1 pseudogene is annotated in these 279 nt (G+C 44.8%); it reads right to left on the bottom strand.

Annotated elements, in window-relative coordinates:
* Positions 1-279, bottom strand: a pseudogene (locus tag L5849_RS15850) (phosphoesterase); the annotation flags it as partial.

The following is a 279-nucleotide window of genomic DNA, read 5'->3' as shown; positions in this document are numbered from 1 at the left end:
GGTGTGACTTTTTCCCCAAAAAGCACAAGGGTTGAGTCCCCGTTTCCCTGGGGGATATCGCCCAATACCTGGTCGTAAGTCCGGTTTTCCTTGATTATATAAAAAACGTACTTTATTGGAGATGGATCGCCAACCCTCGAAGGGATGGGATTGCCTTTTTCTCCTGTTGAGCTCATCTCCTTTTCTTTGACGTACGGCGTATTGTTGTAAACTGATTGAGAATAGATACCCAATTGAATATCATTAGGCTTCGTTATTGCCTGGAGGGTTCCGGTAAAC

This window comes from Erythrobacter sp. SN021 (assembly GCF_021864455.1).
This window is presented reverse-complemented; position numbering and strand designations above follow the sequence as displayed.